Source organism: Pseudoalteromonas sp. MIP2626 (assembly GCF_013414205.1).
Taxonomy (GTDB): Bacteria; Pseudomonadota; Gammaproteobacteria; order Enterobacterales; family Alteromonadaceae; genus Pseudoalteromonas; species Pseudoalteromonas nigrifaciens.
Genome location: NZ_JAATTW010000056.1, coordinates 1 through 19,831, shown reverse-complemented (window position 1 = coordinate 19,831; position 19,831 = coordinate 1). Strand labels below are relative to the sequence as shown.

The following is a 19,831-nucleotide window of genomic DNA, read 5'->3' as shown; positions in this document are numbered from 1 at the left end:
TTGGCTGGGATACCAGGATTTGAACCTGGGAATGCCAGGATCAAAACCTGGTGCCTTACCGCTTGGCGATATCCCAACAAAGAATAATTGATAGTTTTATTTCTTATCAAGAAATGGTGCGGAAAGAGAGACTTGAACTCTCACAACCGAAGTTACTGGAACCTAAATCCAGCGCGTCTACCAATTCCGCCACTCCCGCATTACTTTGTGTTATTAAACACTAGGTAGTTATTTTAAACTCTTCATTGAGCTGCAATTTAACTCTTGCAGAGCCATTTCTAAAAGAAGAAATGGTGGCTAAGACGGGATTTGAACCTGTGACCCCATCATTATGAGTGATGTGCTCTAACCAGCTGAGCTACTTAGCCATTGTTGGCTGGGATACCAGGATTTGAACCTGGGAATGCCAGGATCAAAACCTGGTGCCTTACCGCTTGGCGATATCCCAACAAAAACAATTGATAGTTTTAATTCTTATCAAGAATGGTGCGGAAGGAGAGACTTGAACTCTCACATCCTAAGATACTGGAACCTAAATCCAGCGCGTCTACCAATTCCGCCACTCCCGCATTACTTTGTGTAATTAAACACTAGGTAGTTATTTTAAACTCTTCATTGAGTAACAAAAAAATAATGGTGGCTAAGACGGGATTTGAACCTGTGACCCCATCATTATGAGTGATGTGCTCTAACCAGCTGAGCTACTTAGCCATATTTTTTCGTTAGCACTTCATCGCTGAGTGCGGGGCGTATTATGCTGATATGGCCCAAATTCGTCAACACCTTTTTTGCAAAAAAACACTTAACTTGGTTTGTTTGCAGGAAAAGTAAGCTAAGCGGCTAAAATTTAGCATAAATGCTGTTTTTTTAGCTGCATTAAAAACACTAAACTTAAACTTATTCGCAGTTCTTCAATTTTGCTAAACAAATACAGACGTTAAAAAACCACAGCAGGTATTAAAGAAATAAAAAAGGCTCGTAAAAACGAGCCTTTAAAATCATCACCACACTAAATTTGGGTAATGTATATTTATACGTTGAACAAGAAGTTCATTACATCGCCGTCTTTTACAATGTACTCTTTACCTTCTTGGCGCATTTTACCTGCTTCTTTTGCGCCGCTCTCACCCTTAAAGGCAATAAAGTCGTCAAAAGCAATCGTTTGTGCGCGAATAAAGCCACGCTCAAAGTCGGTATGAATTTTACCTGCTGCTTGTGGCGCAGTTGCACCTACAGGAATAGTCCATGCGCGTACTTCTTTTACGCCTGCTGTAAAGTAGGTTTGTAATTGCAGTAATTCATAGCCACCACGAATAACAAGGTTAAGGCCTGGCTCTTCTAAACCAAGATCAGCCATAAACTCAAGCTTGTCTTCTTCATCTAGCTCAGAAAGCTCAGATTCAATAGCAGCACATACAGGAACAACAATCGCATCTTCTGCTGCGGCAATAGCGCGTACAACATCAAGGTATGGGTTGTTTTCAAAACCATCTTCAGCAACGTTAGCAATATACATTGTTGGTTTGATAGTTAAAAAGTTAATAGAGCTGATAGCTGCTTTTTCTTCTTTAGTTAACTCTAAAGAACGTAATGTTAAGCCTTCATCAAGGTGTACTTTTACTTTTTCAAGTACTGCATTTTGCTCTTTTGCGTCTTTATCGCCACCTTTAGCTTTTTTAGCATTACGGAACGATGCTTTTTCAGCGCTGTCCATATCGGCAAGCACTAATTCAGTGTTTATAACGTCAATATCATCAGCAGGGTCAATAGTGCCAGCTACGTGAATAATATTATCATCATTAAAACAGCGAACTACGTGGCCAATGGCGTCAGTTTCACGAATATTAGCTAAAAACTGGTTACCAAGACCTTCACCTTTAGATGCGCCTTTTACTAAACCGGCAATATCTACAAACTCCATACTTGTTGTAAGAATGCGCTGTGGGTTTACAATTTTAGCAAGTGCGTCTAGGCGAGGATCAGGCACTGGTACCACACCTGTATTAGGCTCAATGGTACAAAAAGGAAAGTTAGCGGCTTCAATACCCGCTTTTGTTAATGCATTAAAAAGTGTCGATTTACCCACATTAGGCAAGCCAACAATGCCACATTTAAAACCCATAGTAAGATACCTTGTTTAGATTCGTTTAAACGGCGAACTTGTACCCAAGTTACTAGGGTTTAAACGAATGTAGTCTGTTTTGTGCTTTTAACACACCATCTTTTGCAAGTATTTCCATGCAGCGTACCGCTTCATCAATGGCAGCATCCATTTTTTCTTGGTCTGCTTTGGCCGCTTTTCCTAGCACCCAACCAGTTACCATTTCACGATGCCCCGGATGACCTACACCAATGCGCAAGCGCATAAAGTCTTTTTGATTTGCCATTTTTGCAATAATGTCTTTTAAGCCATTATGACCGCCGTGTCCGCCGCCTTTCTTTAATTTGGCAACGCCAGGTTCTAAGTCTAATTCATCGTGGGCAACTAAAATGCTTTCCACAGGAATTTTGAAAAAATTAGCTAAACTACCGACCGCTTTACCACTTAAGTTCATATAAGTAGTGGGGATCAATAATTTGAATTCTTGATCTTGAATAATCACTTTACCTGTAAGGCCGTGATATTTAGGATCGTGTTTTAGAGTGCAGTTATAGCGTGCAGCGAGTTGCTCAATGAACCAAGCACCTGCATTGTGGCGTGTGTTTGCGTATTCGGGGCCTGGATTAGCCAGGCCCACAAGCATTTGAATAGAATTCAAGGTGTTAAGCCTTAAATATTATTCTGCAGCGTCTTCAGCTTCATCTTCAGTTGGAGCTGATTTGTTAGCTTTAACAATTAGGATAGACTGATCGTGACCAGGACCTTTTGCTAAATCTATTGATGAAACGCCAGCTGGTAATGCAACATCAGAAATATGTAGAGAATCGCCTGCAACTAATTTTGAAACATCTACTGTTACGAAATCAGGGATTGCTTTAGGGAAACAAGAAATTTCGATTTCAGTTAACTGACGAACAACAGTTGTACCAAGTTTTTCTACAACGTCTTCACCAACAAAGTGGATTGGAACAATAGTATGTAGCTTTTGGTTTGCATCGATACGTTGGAAATCAAGGTGTGTAACTTTAGGCTTGAAAGGGTGACGTTGAATATCTTTTAGGATAGTTTCAACAGACTCGCCGCCAATGTTAAGTGTAAGAATTTGCGTGTAAAAACCTTCGCTTTCTTGAGCTTTAATCACATCTTTATGATCTAAAGTGATTGAAGTAGCTTCTTTGTTTGCGCCGTAAACGATAGCAGGCACTTTGTCTTCGCGACGTAGGCGGCGGCTCGCACCAGTACCAGTTTGCTCGCGAAGTTCTGCGTTATATACATAAGTTTTGTTTGACATAATAGTTTCCAATAATTAAAAGTATAGGGCCTTTGCGACCAAGGTCCCTAGCCAAAAGGCGCGCTATCATAACATCGCCCCCCAGCAAAATATATAACAGTTACGAAAAAAGCGCCAAAAGGCGCTTTTTAAAATTAAAGTTACTTAGCTTCGCTAAAGTAGATCTTTAATTAATGCTCAAACATTGCTGAGATAGACTCTTCGTTACTAATACGACGAATAGTTTCTGCAAGCATGTCGGCAAGTGTAAGTACTTTAACAATATTTAGTGCTTTAAGCTCTGCAGACAGTGGAATAGAGTCAGTTACAATAACTTCGTCAATCACTGAATTGCGCAAGTTTTCAGCCGCTTTTCCCGAAAGAATAGGGTGAGTAGCATATGCAAATACGCGCTTAGCACCGTGTTCTTTAAGTGCTTCAGCTGCTTTACATAATGTACCGCCGGTATCAATCATATCATCAACGATAATACAATCACGACCTTCAACATCACCAATAATATGCATCACTTGAGAAACGTTTGCCTGTGGGCGACGTTTATCAATAATAGCTAAATCGGTATCGTTTAGTAGTTTTGCAATAGCACGCGCACGTACAACGCCACCAATATCTGGAGATACAACAACAACGTCGTCAAAATGACGTGCTTTCATATCTTCAAGTAAAACAGGGCTACCAAATACGTTATCTACAGGTACATCAAAGAAGCCTTGGATTTGCTCAGCGTGTAAATCAACCGTAAGAACGCGGTCAACACCTACACTAGATAAGAAATCGGCAACGACTTTAGCGGTAATGGGTACACGGGCAGAACGTACACGACGATCTTGACGAGCATAACCAAAATAAGGAATAACGGCAGTAATACGACCGGCAGATGCACGACGTAGAGCATCAACCATAACGATAAGTTCCATAAGGTTATCGTTTGTAGGGGCACAGGTTGATTGTAAGATGAAAACATCCGATCCACGAACATTCTCATTAATTTGAACACTGATCTCACCGTCGCTAAAACGGCCAACAACAGCATCGCCTAATTCAATATATAAACGTTTTGCAACTTTTTGAGCTAACTCAGGTGTTGCGTTACCAGCGAAGAGCTTCATGTCAGGCACGGTAGGGTTCCTCAGGCACTGAATTTTTGGACTAACAGGCAATAATTAAACCACTGCGTGTTAACTTATGACTACTTGTACGTTACTTCAATCAAATATGGCGGCTAACTCCGTATGAGCGGGAGAAGTATTAACGCTTGATGCGATAAACCCCTGCCAAGTATGGGGGAGATTAGCAAGTACATCTTGTGCTTGAACTTGCGTAGCAAATTCTACAAAACAACATGAACCTGTTCCGGTCATCTTTGATGGAGCGTATTTTAGCAACCACTGCAGGGTTTTTTCAACCTCGGGACACAGCTTTTTCACTAAAGATTCGCAATCGTTAGTTAAAATATGCTGTTGCCAGTCTCCTGAAATTTTTGGCGTGTCGCGTTTTAGTTCAGGATGAGTAAATATTTTAGCAGTACTTACATGTTGATTAGGGAAGACCACACAATACCACTTTTGCTCAAGCATTACTTGTTCTAATTGCTCACCAATCCCATGCGCTATGGCGCTTTTACCATGTATGAATACGGGTACATCGGCACCTAGTTGTAAGCCTAAATGAGCTAATTCATCTAAACTGAGGGCTGTTTTCCACAACTTATTTAAGGCTAATAATGTGCTGGCAGCGTCTGATGATCCACCGCCAACACCGCCGCCCATTGGCAAACGTTTAATTAAATTTATTTTCACGCCTTGCTTTGTTTTGCACTGTGTTTGCAATAATAAAGCCGCTTTATAGATAAGGTTGTCGGTTGTGGCTATGCCATTTGTGTCGCCGGTAACAATAATTGCAGGTAAATCGCTTAACTCAAAACTAAGTTCGTCGCCATAATTTAAAAACGTAAACAGGGTTTCTAGTTCATGGTAACCGTCATCTCGGCGGCCATTAATATGTAAAAAAAGATTGAGCTTTGCCGGCGCAATAAGTGAAAATGAAGTGATATTATTCATGGTTAATTAAACTGCCAATCGTAGAGTTGAATTTTAATTTTAATTTTTTGATGGGTTAAGGTCAGTCTGTTGGGTAGCCAGTAGCCGCTTTTTTGCACAAAGCTAGCGTACTCAATTTGCCATTTTTTACCTGTACTATCAAACCATAATACGCTTTTAGCGCGGCCTAATTGATCAACCTTTAAAGTTTGGTCATCAATGGTGCCTTTTAACCAACTGTCGGCGTTATTTACCGGTAAAGCAAAACCGGTTAAACGTTTTAGTAATGCCGTTGCATTGGTGTCAAAATACTGCTCGCCATCATAGTTTAGTTCTGCCGTATTTGCAGTTTGTTTGAGTGACAATATACGTGTACCAATAAAAGTGGTGAGCACTAAATTATTGTTATTTTGGCTCTGTTGCCAGTTTAAGTTTGCAGATTGGCGCTCATCGGGGCTAATAAAAGCAAGTTTACCTTCTACTTGCCAAATACTTTGCTCAGCAAGATGTGTTTTCCAGTTTTCGTAAGTGGTTGTTTCTAAGTTTCTTTTTTGAGCGCAGCCGGCTAAAAACAAGAAAAACATAGCTAAAATAAAATATTGTCGAATCAAATGTTGCTCCTTACTTTCCATATTCCTGAGATTTTTGATAAAATTGCGGCCTTTAAAGTAGGGCTCATCAATATTTGGCAAATATGACCATAATCGCACTTGGTATTAATCACAAAACCGCTCCCGTAGAATTACGTGAAAAAGTGGCTTTTTCCCCTGAGCAAATTTCAGAGGCGCTACAGCAATTAAGTGGCCACGCCCATTTTAATGAGGCAGTGATTGTTTCCACCTGTAATCGAACTGAAGTGTATTGTAGCCTTGCACAGCAAAATTCCCAAACACTGTTGCAGTGGTTATCTAGTTTCCATGGTTTGGATGAACATGAACTGAGTAAAAACATTTACTGCCATGAAGGTAGTGATGCTATAAATCACTTAATGCGCGTAGCCTGTGGCCTAGATTCACTCGTACTGGGCGAGCCGCAAATTTTGGGGCAAATAAAGCAAGCGTATAACAGTGCTAAAACTCATAATGCTGTGGGCGTGACGTTTGATAGATTATTTCAAAAAACGTTTTCAGTTGCTAAGCAAGTACGTACTGAAACCAACATTGGTGCCAGTGCAGTGTCGGTTGCTTATGCGGCGGTTAATTTAGCTAAACATATTTATGGCAAGCTCGATAAAACCAATGTACTTCTCATTGGTGCCGGTGAAACAATTGAGCTAGTAGCCAAACATTTGTACCAAAATGAGCCGCAAAACATTACGGTTGCGAACAGAACCCTTGAGCGTGCACGTAGTTTAGCGGATCAAGTATCGGGTGATGTAATTGCACTTGCTCAGCTACCTGAGCGTTTACATAAAGCCGATATTGTTATTAGTTCTACCGCCAGCACACTGCCTATTATTGGTAAGGGTGTGGTGGAGCAAGCACTTAAACAGCGTCGTTATAAGCCTATGTTGTTTATTGATATTGCGGTTCCTCGCGATATTGAAAGCCAAGTGGGTGAACTTGACGATGCTTATTTATATTCTGTTGATGACTTACAAACCATTGTTAGCGAGAATATGAGTGCCCGAGAAGAAGCCGCTGAGCAGGCTGAAGTTATTATTACCGAGCGCACTAAAGAGTTTTTAATGTGGATACGCTCACTCGATTCGGTGGATTTAATTCGCCACTATCGAAACGATGTACAAACAATAAAGTCCGAACTTGTAGAGCGAGCAGTGAGTCAGCTCAATACAGGTAAAGATGCCGAAAAAGTTATTTTAGAGCTGGCCAATAAGTTAACCAACCGCTTAATGCACGCGCCTACCCGTGCTATTCAAGATGCAGCGAAAAAAGGTGAAGTGGCTCAGTTAAACCAATTGAAAAAAATGTTAGGTATTGATCAGGAATAGCAGTTAATGAAAGAATCCGTTTATCATAAGTTAGAAATCTTAGTTGAGCGTTATGAAGAAGTACAAGCGCTACTAAGCGACCCATCGGTCATTCGTGATCAAAACCGCTTTCGTGCACTTTCTAAAGAATACTCAGATTTAGAAGAGGTAGTAAAAACGTTTTTAAGCTACCAACAAGCGCAACAAGATGTAATAAGCGCAGAAGAAATGCTGAAAGATTCAGACCCAGATATACGTGAAATGGCGCAAGAAGAATACAAAGAAGCTAAAGCACAAATACTGACCATAGAAGATGAAATTCAAGTATTAATGCTGCCAAAAGATCCTAAAGACAATAATAACGTGTATTTAGAAGTGCGAGCGGGCACTGGTGGCGACGAAGCGGCTATATTTGCCGGCGACTTATTTAGAATGTACAGCCGTTATGCCGAAACTAAAAAATGGAAAGTAGATGTGGTGACCACCAACGAAGGTGAGCACGGCGGCTATAAAGAAATAATTGCTAATATTAGTGGTGAAGGCGTTTTTGGTCAGCTGAAATTTGAATCTGGCGTGCATCGTGTACAACGTGTACCAGAAACCGAATCGCAAGGTCGAGTTCATACCTCTGCGTGTACGGTTGCGGTAATGGCTGAAGTACCAGAAGCTGAGGCAATTGAAATTAATTCGGCCGATCTTAAAGTTGATACGTTTCGTGCATCAGGCGCGGGTGGTCAGCACGTAAATAAAACCGATTCTGCTATTCGTATTACCCATATACCTACCGGTGTGGTTGTAGAGTGTCAGGATCAGCGCTCGCAACATAAAAACCGTGCTAAAGCTATGTCGGTACTTGCAGCGCGTTTGCAACAAGCTGAAGACGAAAAGCGCGATGCAGCAGAAGCCTCTGAGCGTCGTAACTTAGTCGGCAGTGGCGATCGCTCTGAGCGTATTCGTACTTATAACTATCCGCAAGGTCGTATTACCGATCACCGTATTAACTTAACCCTATATCGCTTAAACGAAGTGGTAGCCGGTGATTTAAGCTGTATTGTAGAGCCATTAATGCAAGAGCATCAGGCCGACTTACTAGCGGCCATGGGCGACGAGTAATAATAGTGACCCAAACCCTCGAACAAGCAATTGCTGCAGGCGCTAATTTATTAGCACCTAGCAGCGAAAGCGCTAAATTAGACGCGCAAGTTTTACTACTGCATATACTGCAAAAACCTCACAGTTACCTTTTTACTTGGCCAGAAAACACGCTTAGTACAGAGCAACAGCTGCAATTTGATACATTTTGCCAAAGGCGTTTAAATGGCGAGCCAGTTGCACATATTACAGGGCAACGTGAGTTTTGGAGTTTATCGCTAGAGGTTAATGCCACCACTTTAATACCGCGTCCAGATACCGAAACCTTAGTAGAGCAAGCGCTTGAAATGGCGGTGCCAAGTAATGCAAAGGTACTCGATTTAGGCACAGGCACTGGCGCAATCGCGTTAGCACTGGGGAGCGAAATGCCCACTTGGCAAATTACTGCAGTAGATAGAGTAAGCGATGCTGTTGCACTTGCTACACGTAACCAGCAGCGATTAGCCATTAATAATGTGCAAGTAAAGCAAAGTAATTGGTTTAGCGCGCTTGATGGTGAAAAGTTTGATTTAATTGTATCTAACCCGCCGTATATAGAAACAACCGATATACATCTTAAGCAAGGTGATGTGCGCTTTGAGCCGCTCTCAGCACTTGTTGCCGATGATGATGGACTGGCTGATATAAAACAAATAATTACCCAATCACGTGACTATCTTCACGCTAAAGGTTATCTTTTGATCGAACATGGTTTTGAGCAAAGTGGTGCGGTTAGCCAGTGTTTTGCACTAATGGGATTTATAAATATTAAAACAGTGAAAGACTTAGGCAATAACGATCGCGTTACACTTGCACAGTGCTCTTAAACTAAATTACAGCAGTGTAATATTTGCGCTGCTTATTCGTTTTTAAAAATAAAAACATTTAACTAAACAGAAGTATTAAAACTATGGATTATTTAGCAGTTAAACATTCACACATGGCGATTGCGATGTTGAGTGTAATTTTATTTTATGTACGCTCATTTTCACGTATGGGTAGTGGTAAGTTGGCAAAAAATAAACTGGTGTTTATTGGCAGCCACGGCATAGACACTTTGTTACTTGTGTCAGCATTAATGCTAATGGGGATCGCTAAAATTAATCCGTTTGAGCAATATTGGTTACTAGAAAAAATAGTGCTAGTGATTATTTATATTGCCGTTGGTATTGTTAGCTCAAAACAAACAAAAACAGCACCCAAAGTAGCTTATACCATTTTTAACACTTTGGTTATTTTAGCTATCGGTTATTTAGCAACCGCTAAATCGGCACTGCTTTTATAAGTAATAAAGAGTCCAATTGAGCTTTGTATAATTGTGTACAAAGCTCAACTATTTCTAAACATAAGTTCACATTCAAGCCCCTCTACATTGGTATCTAGCTTAAAAAGTAGGTAAACTACGCCTTCGTTTTCTAAAATGTTGTAGTATGAATGACCACCCTCGGGTTTGATGAACACGATGACTCTTATTTTGATGAAGCTTATGATGATTTTTTGCCACCGGCGATTTATCGTTGTATTCAAGCCGAATCTAAATGGGACCCTCAGATTGACTTAACGCCTAGCTATGAAATTTTAACTTCCTTTGAACAGGAAATAGATGCTTTGTGCCTGCAAACATCTGACGAACATGTGCGTTTAGATAAGCTACTAGATCGTTTTTATAGTGAATGGCTATTTAGTGCTTCTAGCTTAAAGGTGCCAGAGTACAAGTTAAATTGCATAAGCTATACATTAACTATGCGCAGTGGTTCACCAACAACACTTGCTATTTTACTCAGCCATTTTTTACAACATGCCAAACTAGACGCTTGCGTAAGTATTACCCAAGGTGAAATTGGTATACATGTAGCTATGAGTGATGAAGAAGGCTATACCATTGAGCCAAGCAGTGGCCAACAAAGCTGGTATATCATTCCTGAAAACGTTGATGAAGATAACGCCCAAGAGCAAGAGCCACTTGAGCTTATTTTTGACGACGAAGTATATAAATTATTTTTAGCCCAGCAAAAGTGGTCGTTTATTAGCGAAAATAAATTTGGTCATGCGTTAAACTGTGTCGAAATGCTGATGGATATAATTGGTGATGACCCTTATGAGCGACGCGACAGAGGGTATTTACTCAATCAGTTAGGTTGCCCTAAAATGGCACGTGACGATTTACAGTTTTTTGTAGATGAATGCCCAGACGATCCTGCAATAGAGATTATTCAACACCAAATAGAAGAACTAGAAGACAATAATAATAAAACTCACCATTAAAAATAGGAATAACTATGGTTGAAGCCCAAACTGCATTAATTACTAACGATGCTGTGGTACTTGGTTTACTGGCTATTATTTTAGGGTTTGTGTTTAAAACCTCTAACAGCCAGCACCCAGGTTTTAAAGCATTTTATAAATATGTACCCGCTTTGCTGTTATGTTACTTTTTGCCCTCATTACTTAATACCTTTGGTATTGTTGATGGCAATAAATCAAACGTATATTACGTAGCGTCACGCTATTTACTACCAGCGTGTTTAATACTGCTGACTATAAGTATTGACTTAAAAGCCATTATAAACTTAGGCCCCAAAGCACTTATTATGTTTTTAACCGGTACTACAGGTATTGTTATTGGTGGCCCTTTAGCTATTTTAATTATGAGCGCAGTGTACCCAGAAGCAATTGGCGGACATGGCCCCGATGCCGTATGGCGCGGTATGACCACGGTAGCGGGTAGCTGGATTGGTGGCGGTGCTAATCAAGCATCAATGAAAGAAATGTTTGAAGTTGGCGGTGATATATTTTCGGCCATGGTGACGGTAGATGTCATTGTTGCTAACTTATGGATGGCCGTTTTATTATTAATGGCAGCGAATCATAAAGCCATTGATGCAAGAACAGGTGCCGATACCAGCGCCATTGAAGATCTTAAAAACCGGGTTGAAAAATATCATGCTGAGCATGCGCGCATGCCAACGCTTAACGATTATATGATGATTATTGCCATTGCCTTTGGTATTACCGGCTTGGCACATTTTTGTGCTGACTTTTTAGGCCCTTACTTTGGTGCTAATTTCCCATGGGCACAAGAGTACAGCTTAAACAGTAAGTTTTTTTGGTTAATCGTGATCTCAACCACTATTGGTATTAGTTTATCGTTTACTAAAGTACGCCATATAGAATCGTTTGGCGCGTCGAAAGTTGCTTCTACATTTTTGTATATTTTGGTTGCATCAATCGGCTTACACATGAATATAACGGCGATTTTTGAAACACCAATGTATTTTGTAATTGGCATTATATGGATGCTTACCCATGCGAGCTTAATGTTAATTGTAGCTAAACTAATTAAAGCACCGTTATTTTATATGGCGGTAGGCTCACAAGCCAACGTAGGCGGCGCGGCATCTGCACCCGTTGTTGCCGCTGCATTTCACCCGTCGCTTGCTCCTGTAGGTGTATTATTAGCGGTACTTGGCTATGGCGTAGGTACTTATATGGCTTATATTTGTGGATTAATGATGCAAGCAGTTGCACCATAAGGAATAAAAATGAACAACCAAATTATTAAAATTAATGACATAGAACTTGCAAACAACAAACCGTTTGTATTGTTTGGCGGTATTAATGTATTAGAGTCTCGTGATTTAGCCATGCGTGTTGCAGAGCATTACGTAGAAGTAACCACTAAATTAAATATCCCTTATGTATTTAAAGCGTCGTTTGATAAAGCTAATCGCTCATCAATCAACTCTTACCGCGGCCCGGGTTTAGACGAGGGTTTAAAAATATTTGAAGAAATTAAAAAAACATTTAATATTCCGTTAATTACCGACGTACACGAACCACATCAAGCAGCACCTGTTGCTGAAGTAGTTGACGTTATTCAGTTACCGGCATTTTTAGCCCGCCAAACAGATTTGGTTGTTGCTATGGCAAAAACCGGCGCAATTATAAATGTAAAAAAACCACAGTTTTTAGCCCCACACGAAATGCGCCATATTATTACTAAATTTAACGAAGCAGGTAATAACAACGTGGCACTGTGTGAGCGTGGTTCAAGCTTTGGATATAATAACTTAGTGGTTGATATGCTCGGCATGGATGACATGAAAGTAATGGCACCTGTTATTTTTGATGCTACCCATGCACTACAACGCCCAGGTGGCCGTGCAGATTCGGCTGATGGTCGTCGCGCCCAAGCAGCAGAGCTTGCCCGCAGTGGTATGGCACTTGGTATTGCGGGCTTATTTATAGAAGCACACCCAAATCCAAATGAAGCAAAATGCGATGGCCCATGTGCACTAGCATTGAGTAAATTAGAAGGCTACTTGACGCAAATGAAAGCTGTAGATGATTTAATTAAAAGCTTCGCACCGCTTGATACCAGTGCCAGCGATTTATAATTTATAACCTATATATTAGGTAATATTTAAAAAGCGACTAAGGTCGCTTTTTTTACACCTTAAATATATAATTCCATGCATAAGAAAAACTAATTCAAAGCGTGGTTATCATGTCAAGACGGGTCCCTCCATTAAACGCGCTTAAAGCCTTTGAAGCAGCAGCACGTCATTTAAGTTTTACCAAAGCTGCAGAAGAGCTATATGTAACGCAAGCCGCTGTAAGTCATCAAATAAAAACATTAGAAGAACATTTGGGCTTAAAGCTATTTATACGCAGAAACCGCTCGCTATTATTAACCGAAGAAGGGCAGGGTTACTTTCTCGATATAAAAGAAATATTTACCCAACTAATAGACGCCACCGAAAAATTACTAGCACGAGGTGCGAAAGGCTCTTTAACGGTAAGCTTAACGCCAAGCTTTGCGATTCAGTGGCTAGTGCCCAGATTAAGTTTATTTAATGAGTTACACCCAGAAATAGACGTGCGAATAAAAGCGCAAGATCTAGACGAAAACTCTTTAACCGACGATGTCGACGTTGCTATTTATTATGGCCGTGGGCATTGGAGTGGGGTGCAAACTTTTAAGTTACATACCGAGTATTTAGTGCCGCTATGTAGCCCGCTATTATTAAATGGCATTAAGCCACTTAATCAACCCAGTGATTTAGCGCACCATACCTTATTGCACGACACCACACGTAAAAATTGGAAAACATGGATGAAAACCGCCGGTGTACGTAATGTGCAAGTTAACCAAGGGCCCATTTTTAGTCACTCATCTATGGTGTTACAAGCCGCAGTACATGGCCAAGGTGTGGCTATAGGCAATAGTGTACTCGCTAAGCCCGATATTGACGCCGGACGATTAGTGATCCCGTTTAATCATAGTTTAGAGAGTAAAAACGCTTATTATTTAGTGCTGCGCGAGTCGCAAACTGAAATGGGTAAAATAGTGTCATTTAAAGAATGGATGCTGAGCTTAGTAGAGCAAGAACAAGAGTATTAATATGATTGAATGGTTTAAAAATACACAGCAGCCAGCTATAGCACAGTTTATTTTTGCCCATGGTGCAGGGGCAGGTAGCGACCATGAGTTTATGCAAAATATGGCACAACTCATTAGTGAGCAAGGGATTGATGTTGGTTTATTTGATTTTGAATATATGCAAATAGCGAAACAAACCAATAAACGCCGCCCACCCGATCGCGCGCCTAAATTGCTTAGCTACTATGAGCAAATACTTAGCCATGCACAGCCAGGGTTGCCGTTATTTATTGGTGGCAAATCTATGGGGGGACGAATGGCGTCAATGCTTGCCTGTACTAGCGAGCATGCTATTTTAGGTGTATTAGCGTTTGGCTATCCGTTTCATCCGCCAGGCAAGCCTGAAAAGCTACGCACCGATCACTTTGCTGATATAGGCTGCCCATTTTTGGTATTACAAGGTGAGCGCGATACGTTTGGTACTCGTGAGGAGCTAGCTACTATGTTAATGCCCAAGCAACCAGAATATTGCTGGCTACCCGATGGCGACCATTCACTAAAACCGCGTAAAAAAAGTGGCGTTAGTGAGGCGCAAAATCGAGCAACTGCAGTACAAAGTGCTGTGCGCTTTATAAAATGCATTGTTAAATAAGTATTCGAGAGAGTAATAAATGATTAAATTATTTTTAATGACCGGGAGCTTTTTTTGTATGCTGTCGGTAATGCTAGGGGCGTTTGCCGCCCACGGTTTAAAAAGCCGACTGTCGGAGTACTCATTAGGTGTGTTTAAAACCGCAGCTGAGTACCAAATGGTGCATGGATTAGCGCTTATAGCTGTGGCGGTGTTAATTAAGTGGGGTATTAACCTCAATTGGGCTGGCGGTTTTTTTATTGCGGGCACACTGCTTTTTAGTGGCAGTTTATACTTACTTGCCATAACAGGTATGAAGTGGCTAGGCCCAATAACCCCATTGGGTGGTTTATGCTTTATTATTGGTTGGATTGTTATTTTAGTGCAAGTTGCACGATTTAAGTTTTAAAGGGTTAATATGTCTAGTGTTGTAATTTACTGTCGTAGTGGGTTTGAAAACGATGCCGCTGCTGAAATAACGTTCCACGCTGCCGAGCAAGGTTTTGCCGGTTATGTTAAAGCAAAACCAAATACCGGTTATGTTATTTATGAGTGTTTTGACGCGCAGCATGGCGACGAAATAATTAAAAAAGTTGATTTTAAAAACATGGTGTTTGCTCGTCAATGGTTTGCTGGTACGCTGATCGAAAACATGCCAGTAGAAGATCGTGTAGGGGCGGTTGTAGAGGCTGCTAAAGATTTTACCTTGTGCTCTGAGCTACGTGTAGAAACCCCCGATACCAACGAAGGCAAAGAGCTTTTAACCTTTTGTAAAAAAATATCAACGCCCCTTAAAAAAGCCCTCGAAAAACGTAATATTGTACTGCGCGAGCCAAAAGCAAACCGCCCAGTAATGCATGTACTGTTTTTAACTAACAACACCGCTTATGTCGGTTACTCGTATAGCTTTAATAACTCGCCATTTTTTATGGGTATTTTACGTTTACGTATGCCAAGTGATGCGCCAAGCCGCTCTACTTTAAAATTAGATGAAGCATTTAATGTGTTTATTCCAGAACAACAACGCGAGTCACGCGTTGCAGCCGGAATGCGCAGTGTTGACTTAGGGGCGTGTCCAGGTGGCTGGACTTATCAGTTAGTGCGCCGTGGTATGTTTGTAAGCGCGATAGATAATGGCCCAATGAACGATGATTTAATGCAAACAGGGCAGGTAAAGCACTTTAGGGCCGATGGCTTTAAATATCGCCCAGAAAAACGCAACATTACTTGGTTAGTATGCGACATGGTAGAAAAGCCAACTAAAGTAACCAGCCTAATGATTGATTGGGCAGTAAATGCATATGCTAAAGAGCTTATTTTTAACTTAAAGCTGCCAATGAAAAAACGCTTTGATAGTGTTTACGAGTGCTTAAGCATGATCAGAGCAGAGCTGGAAAAATACGGTATAAGCTACGAGTTACAAGCTAAGCATTTATATCATGATCGTGAGGAAGTGACCGTGCACTTAAATGTGACCAAAGTGCCACAAAGCTTGTATAGCTAATGATGAATTAGTAAATAACCAGAGTTAAGGTTAAATCAAAAATGGGTCAAGTGACCCATTTTTTATTTCATATTATTGATTTCGGTATTGGCTGCGAAAGTTATCAACCCATAATTTGGTGCCACCACAAACAGCAACAGGCATTACAATTAAATTTACCAACGGAATGGCTGTTAGCAACATTACTGCAAAACCAAACCCGTACGATAAACCTTGCTTGCTTTGTAAATCGGTTTTCATTTGCTTAAAGCTGATTTTATGATTATCGAACGCGTAATCTTGGTATTGCACGGCAAACATCCAACACGAAAAAAGCACCCACAGTATTTGCCCTATAACCGGCAACACCCATAACAATATAAAAAAGCCAATGGCGCGGGGAAGGTAATAGCAAAGTTTTGTCCACTCTCGGCCAAGCATGCGTGGCACATCTTTTAATAACTCAGCAAAGCCATCATCATTAATTTTTTGACCTGTTAAATGCAACTCAACTTTTTCACTGAGTAAACCATTAAAAGGTGCGGCAATAAAGTTTGTGATTACAGTAAATAACATACTGTAGCTAAACAGCACTATTAACAGGGCAATGGGCCACATTAACCACTCAAGCCAGCTTAACCACTCGGGTAGCATATTATTTATGTAGCTAAAACTGTCGCTTAACCAGCCAAATAAAAAAAACAACGAGCTACCAAAAAGTAAAATATTAATTAACAACGGAATAAACACAAAACGCTTTAATCCCTTTTGAGTAATTAATTTAAAACCCGAAAAAAAATACTCCATACCTTGTATGATCTGCACAACTACCTCAAAAAATATTTTTCATTTGCACTAGTATAAATAGCTGAGTAATTTTAAACAGTATTTTTAGGTAACAAAGTGTTTAAGTAAAATAATAACAACGGCCAGCTTACTACTTTATTCATCCTGCTTAATAAATAATATTTAGTTTATAAGCTGTGTATATTAGCGCTATGGCGTAACTAAATGCTAACTTAGCTTGATTTTTGGGCAGTGCAAAGCGTACTATAGCTGATCTAGCCACTCTAGGCTTAGGCATCGCTTTGATGCGTTGTGGAGAAATTAGTAAAGTTGCCGCGTCAGTGCGTTGCAAAAATAAAGGGTATAAATAGTGATGTACAAAAATCAGGAAGTAATTTTACGATTACGCGCTAATATTCCAGCGTTTGAATGCGTAAAAGGATGCCACGACTGCTGCGGGCCAGTAACAACGTCTTCAGAGGAAATGTCGCGCTTACCGGTAAAAACAGATGCTGAGCATGAAGCGGCGTTAAACGAGTTCAATTGTGTACATCTTGGTCCCAATGGCTGCACTGTATATGACGAGCGTCCATTAATTTGTCGCTTATTTGGTACTACGCCAAGAATGCCTTGCCCGAATGATCGTCGACCAGATGAGCCTGTTGACCCTAAAATTGAGCGTGAAGTACATCACTTTATAGCAAATACGCGTCAAGTATTGGTGTAAGTATCGGTATTTATTAAAGTAATAGAGCGCTTATTAAGCGCTTTTTTTATGTGTGTTATACGCGTTGCTAATAATTTAAAAACCATCAATAAGTTTATTCCAAACACTCTCTTAGTTATTTTACAAAAATACTATCAATACATATTAAACTTATTACGAGATTAATTATGCATTTGACTATTAATATACTTAGCCTTATGTACCTTTTTTTATCGCAGTACTTTTGCATCTCTTTATTTATATTGCCATTTCTGTTTGCCTAGCCCCTTCAAAATTGTTGTTTTATATTTGTTTATTATTAAAAATAGCTGTAAGCAAGGCTTTGCTATTGTGTAAATTCACTATTAATAATTAGAGTACCGTTGGATTAGGTTGCTGAAAAGGGTAAAATATTCACAAATTGGCAGTTAAGATATTTGTTATGGCATTTTCTAAACTCGAAATAAAGCAAGATCGAAAGATAATTTAACCTTTTGATTAGCGTCGCTTCATTGTGTAATTTCGTATTTAGGGTGGGTGTTGTGGTATGTCGCTATGTCGGTAACTAAAAATCCATCAGGAGACGATAAATGAGTACCACTGGAGTAACAAAACAACATGAGGATGAGCATTCATCTACAATAAAGTATTTGGCAGGGGTTGATATACCGGTATTTTTAATCAGTGGTGGCATCCTTGTGCTATTTGCTGTGCTAGCACTTTATGATATTGATTTGATGTCGGGTTGGATCAATACCGCCTTTGCTTTTTCTACTAAAACGTTTGGTGCCTTTTGGCAAATATTATTGCTTTCGACCTTTATAATTGGGTTGTTTTTAGCCTTTGGACGTACCGGGAAAGTGGTATTAGGTGGCTTAAAAAAGCCAGAGATTACTACCTTTAAGTGGATCAGCATTATTATGTGTACACTCCTTGCTGGTGGCGGGGTGTTTTGGGCTGCTGCTGAGCCAATGGCACATTTTATTTCGCCGCCGCCAATTTTTGGTGGTGAATCAGGCACTAAAGAGGCTGCATTTAATGCTTTAGCGCAAAGCTTTATGCATTGGGGTTTTTTAGCCTGGGCTATTTTAGGCAGCCTGACTGGCATAGTGTATATGCATTTACATTACGAAAAAGGTTTACCGCTTAAGCCGCGTACTTTGTTGTATCCGGTATTTGGCGATCGCGTAATGAAAGGCGCATTTGGTGCTATTGTCGATTCGTGTTGTGTTATAGCTGTAGTAGCAGGCACGGTAGGCCCTATTGGCTTTTTAGGCTTGCAAGTAAGCTTTGGTTTAGAAAAACTATTTGGTATTCCAGATACTTACACCACTCAAGTGGCCATTTTGTTTAGTTTAATTGCAATTTATACTCTATCTGCCGTAAGTGGTGTTACTAAAGGAATTCAATTACTCAGTCGCTTTAATGTAATTTTAGCCGTGGCGTTAATGCTGTTTATTTTGCTGATGGGGCCTACAGCCTTTATTTTTGATAGCTATATTCATTCGTTTGGGCTTTATATTAATAACTTTATTCCTATGGCCACCTTTCGTGCCGATACCGCTTGGTTAGACTGGTGGACAGTATTCTTTTGGGGCTGGTTTTTAGGTTACGGACCTTTAATGGCTATGTTTGTTGCACGAATTTCGCGCGGCCGTACTATTCGTGAAATGATCACGCTTATCTCAATAATTGCTCCTGTTATTACTTGTTTTTGGTTTACGATAGTGGGTGGTTCAGGAATATTTTTTGAGTTAGCAAACCCGGGTGTTATTTCAGAACCCTTTGCGGGCTTAAATTTACCCGCTGCGCTGTTGGCCATTACTGAGCAGCTGCCTATGGGTTTTGTTATATCGGTGTTGTTTTTAATTTTAACCACAATATTTGTAGCAACCACGGGTGACTCTATGACCTACTCGGTATCTATGGTAATGACGGGTAACGATCATCCGCAAACACCCATTAGAGTGTTTTGGGGCATTATGATGGGAGTTATGGCAGCAATATTAATTTCGATAGGTTCAGGTGGTATTTCTGCATTGCAGTCGTTTATTGTAGTAACCGCCGTACCAGTGTCTTTTGTGTTGTTACCATCACTTTGGACGGCCCCACAAATTGCGAAAAAAATGGCTACTGAGCAAGGTTTATATAAATAATACAGCTTATATTAGAGCATAAAAAAGGGCGCCAATATTATTGGCGCCCTTTTTTGTTTGCCCAGCGAAGCTGGCAAACCCGATAGGCTGAAAGATGCCTTATCACCCTGACTAAGGGGAAGATAATCTGAATGGCAAGGGCGTCACTGGCCAACGGTGGGGTCTGAAGGAAGCCATAAGAAGTTAGAGGTACA

At 40.4% G+C, this 19,831-nt stretch carries 20 protein-coding genes and 6 tRNA genes; 13 read left to right on the top strand and 13 right to left on the bottom strand.

The genetic code is table 11. The annotated features are described in order from the left end of the window. Position 1: 1 nt before the first annotated feature. The 12 genes from HC000_RS16050 to lolB all read right to left on the bottom strand — a co-directional run bounded on the left by HC000_RS16050 (position 2) and on the right by lolB (position 6,042). Positions 2-76, bottom strand: a tRNA-Gln gene (locus HC000_RS16050). Between the two features lie 38 nt (positions 77-114). After that, positions 115-199 (bottom strand) — tRNA-Leu (locus HC000_RS16045). A gap of 92 nt (positions 200-291) precedes the next feature. After that, positions 292-368 (bottom strand) — tRNA-Met (locus tag HC000_RS16040). 5 nt (positions 369-373) lie between these two features. Beyond that, positions 374-448, bottom strand: a tRNA-Gln gene (locus HC000_RS16035). 36 nt (positions 449-484) lie between these two features. Beyond that, a tRNA-Leu gene (locus HC000_RS16030) sits at positions 485-569 on the bottom strand. A gap of 65 nt (positions 570-634) precedes the next feature. Next, positions 635-711: transfer RNA gene (locus tag HC000_RS16025), tRNA-Met, on the bottom strand. 319 nt (positions 712-1,030) lie between these two features. Continuing rightward, positions 1,031-2,122 (bottom strand): redox-regulated ATPase YchF, encoded by a 1,092-nt coding sequence (gene ychF, locus HC000_RS16020; RefSeq protein WP_011327737.1) that lies wholly within the window; start codon positions 2,120-2,122, stop codon positions 1,031-1,033. A 52-nt stretch (positions 2,123-2,174) separates the two neighbouring features. Beyond that, positions 2,175-2,759 (bottom strand): aminoacyl-tRNA hydrolase, encoded by a 585-nt coding sequence (gene pth, locus HC000_RS16015; RefSeq protein ID WP_011327738.1) that lies wholly within the window; start codon positions 2,757-2,759, stop codon positions 2,175-2,177. Positions 2,760-2,777: 18 nt separating this feature from the next. Continuing rightward, a complete protein-coding gene (locus HC000_RS16010; protein ID WP_011327739.1) occupies positions 2,778-3,392 on the bottom strand; it encodes a 50S ribosomal protein L25/general stress protein Ctc in 615 nt (204 codons plus the stop codon). A gap of 170 nt (positions 3,393-3,562) precedes the next feature. Next, complete coding sequence (locus tag HC000_RS16005) at positions 3,563-4,510, bottom strand: ribose-phosphate pyrophosphokinase (RefSeq protein WP_011327740.1); 948 nt, start codon at positions 4,508-4,510, stop codon at positions 3,563-3,565. Between the two features lie 87 nt (positions 4,511-4,597). Continuing rightward, positions 4,598-5,452 carry a 4-(cytidine 5'-diphospho)-2-C-methyl-D-erythritol kinase gene (gene ispE, locus HC000_RS16000; protein WP_089367976.1) on the bottom strand — a complete coding sequence of 285 codons (855 nt, stop codon included), beginning with the start codon at positions 5,450-5,452 and terminating at the stop codon, positions 4,598-4,600. A gap of 2 nt (positions 5,453-5,454) precedes the next feature. Continuing rightward, on the bottom strand, positions 5,455-6,042 hold the full coding sequence (lolB, locus tag HC000_RS15995; protein ID WP_179808149.1) for a lipoprotein insertase outer membrane protein LolB: 588 nt from the start codon (positions 6,040-6,042) through the stop codon (positions 5,455-5,457). An 83-nt stretch (positions 6,043-6,125) separates the two neighbouring features. Between lolB and hemA the strand changes: the two genes are divergently transcribed. The 11 genes from hemA to rlmM all read left to right on the top strand — a co-directional run bounded on the left by hemA (position 6,126) and on the right by rlmM (position 16,010). Further along, positions 6,126-7,382 (top strand): glutamyl-tRNA reductase, encoded by a 1,257-nt coding sequence (gene hemA, locus HC000_RS15990; RefSeq protein WP_041454381.1) that lies wholly within the window; start codon positions 6,126-6,128, stop codon positions 7,380-7,382. Between the two features lie 6 nt (positions 7,383-7,388). Next, on the top strand, positions 7,389-8,474 hold the full coding sequence (gene prfA / locus HC000_RS15985; protein WP_011327744.1) for a peptide chain release factor 1: 1,086 nt from the start codon (positions 7,389-7,391) through the stop codon (positions 8,472-8,474). Between the two features lie 5 nt (positions 8,475-8,479). Beyond that, positions 8,480-9,319: a peptide chain release factor N(5)-glutamine methyltransferase gene (gene prmC / locus HC000_RS15980; protein WP_179808148.1), complete on the top strand. Its 840-nt coding sequence runs from the start codon at positions 8,480-8,482 to the stop codon at positions 9,317-9,319. An 83-nt stretch (positions 9,320-9,402) separates the two neighbouring features. Beyond that, the gene (locus tag HC000_RS15975) at positions 9,403-9,777 is read left to right on the top strand and encodes a SirB2 family protein (protein WP_179808147.1); all 375 of its coding nucleotides are present in this window, start codon (positions 9,403-9,405) and stop codon (positions 9,775-9,777) included. Positions 9,778-9,926: 149 nt separating this feature from the next. Further along, positions 9,927-10,757, top strand: a complete 831-nt coding sequence (locus tag HC000_RS15970) for a tetratricopeptide repeat protein (RefSeq protein ID WP_179808146.1) — start codon at positions 9,927-9,929, stop codon at positions 10,755-10,757. 14 nt (positions 10,758-10,771) lie between these two features. Continuing rightward, the gene (locus HC000_RS15965; RefSeq protein ID WP_011327748.1) at positions 10,772-12,025 is read left to right on the top strand and encodes a DUF819 family protein; all 1,254 of its coding nucleotides are present in this window, start codon (positions 10,772-10,774) and stop codon (positions 12,023-12,025) included. A 9-nt stretch (positions 12,026-12,034) separates the two neighbouring features. Continuing rightward, a complete protein-coding gene (kdsA, locus tag HC000_RS15960; RefSeq protein WP_011327749.1) occupies positions 12,035-12,889 on the top strand; it encodes a 3-deoxy-8-phosphooctulonate synthase in 855 nt (284 codons plus the stop codon). Between the two features lie 110 nt (positions 12,890-12,999). After that, entirely contained in the window at positions 13,000-13,896 is an 897-nt protein-coding gene (locus tag HC000_RS15955) for a transcriptional regulator GcvA (protein ID WP_011327750.1), read from the top strand. A 1-nt stretch (position 13,897) separates the two neighbouring features. Continuing rightward, entirely contained in the window at positions 13,898-14,527 is a 630-nt protein-coding gene (locus HC000_RS15950; protein ID WP_089367977.1) for an alpha/beta family hydrolase, read from the top strand. A 19-nt stretch (positions 14,528-14,546) separates the two neighbouring features. Further along, positions 14,547-14,915, top strand: a complete 369-nt coding sequence (locus HC000_RS15945) for a DUF423 domain-containing protein (RefSeq protein ID WP_041454382.1) — start codon at positions 14,547-14,549, stop codon at positions 14,913-14,915. Between the two features lie 9 nt (positions 14,916-14,924). Next, positions 14,925-16,010 carry a 23S rRNA (cytidine(2498)-2'-O)-methyltransferase RlmM gene (gene rlmM, locus HC000_RS15940; protein ID WP_011327753.1) on the top strand — a complete coding sequence of 362 codons (1,086 nt, stop codon included), beginning with the start codon at positions 14,925-14,927 and terminating at the stop codon, positions 16,008-16,010. A gap of 72 nt (positions 16,011-16,082) precedes the next feature. On the opposite strand, the gene cysZ is transcribed toward rlmM, so the two are convergent. Beyond that, positions 16,083-16,814, bottom strand: coding sequence for a sulfate transporter CysZ (cysZ, locus tag HC000_RS15935; RefSeq protein WP_011327754.1), 732 nt, complete (start codon positions 16,812-16,814; stop codon positions 16,083-16,085). A gap of 334 nt (positions 16,815-17,148) precedes the next feature. Here cysZ and HC000_RS15930 point away from each other — a divergent pair, with 334 nt between their 5' ends. Together HC000_RS15930 and HC000_RS15925 are read left to right on the top strand one after the other, a co-directional pair. Beyond that, positions 17,149-17,502: a YkgJ family cysteine cluster protein gene (locus HC000_RS15930; RefSeq protein ID WP_011327756.1), complete on the top strand. Its 354-nt coding sequence runs from the start codon at positions 17,149-17,151 to the stop codon at positions 17,500-17,502. A gap of 569 nt (positions 17,503-18,071) precedes the next feature. After that, positions 18,072-19,637: a BCCT family transporter gene (locus tag HC000_RS15925; protein WP_089367978.1), complete on the top strand. Its 1,566-nt coding sequence runs from the start codon at positions 18,072-18,074 to the stop codon at positions 19,635-19,637. Positions 19,638-19,831: the final 194 nt, after the last annotated feature.